This window comes from Vibrio sp. 1978 (assembly GCF_033344345.1).
This window is the reverse complement of the sequence record NZ_JAWPOP010000382.1, coordinates 1-753: the sequence shown is the minus strand read 5'-3', so window position 1 is coordinate 753 and position 753 is coordinate 1. Positions and strand designations below refer to the sequence as shown.

1 protein-coding gene is annotated in these 753 nt (G+C 46.3%); it reads left to right on the top strand.

The annotated features are described in order from the left end of the window. Positions 1 to 753, top strand: a 753-nt coding sequence (locus tag R8N49_RS26745) for an EAL domain-containing protein (protein WP_318190401.1), incomplete at both ends; no start/stop codon positions are given.

Sequence of the window (753 nt, the reverse complement as noted above, 5' to 3'; positions counted from 1 at the left end):
TAACCGTTACAATCTATTCAGCTTAGACAATGAAGAGTTGCAGCGTCGTCAGATGGAAATGCAGAGCGTCAACTTGGTGCACGAGGCGTTATCCAATCAGCGCTTGGAGCTGTTTGCTCAACGAGTGATGAATTTGCAGTCGCCAGAGTCGCTGATGTATTTTGAGATTTTGGTGCGTATTCGTGACGCGCAGGGTAACTACGTCTCTCCGGCGATTTTCATTCCCGCTTCCGAGCGTTATAACATTGCGCATTGGATTGATAAGCAGGTGATCAACCAAGCGCTTGAATGGTTTGAACAGCGACCAGACGTAGTGGAAAAGTTGGGGCGTTGCTCGATTAACCTTTCTGGTCAATCCATGGGGAATCAGGAATTTATCGATTTTCTCTTCGAACGATTGAAAAACTCGACCATGCCGTGCGAAAAAATCTGTTTAGAAATCACAGAGACTGCGGCCATGGGCAATTTAGATCAAGCCATCGACTTTTTCACCAGAGCCAAATCGCTCGGCTGTATGATTGCGCTGGACGATTTTGGTTCGGGCTTGTCTTCTTTTGGTTACTTGAAGAAACTTCCTGTAGATATCGTGAAAATTGATGGCCTTTTCGTGCGAGATATCGACGTGAATGAAATGGACCGAGTGATGGTTCGCTCCATCAATGATTTGGCGAAGCAGCTTGGCAAAGTAACGGTGGCGGAATTTGTCGAAAACGAACAAGTCATGCAGCACTTGATCGACCTTGGTGTGGATTA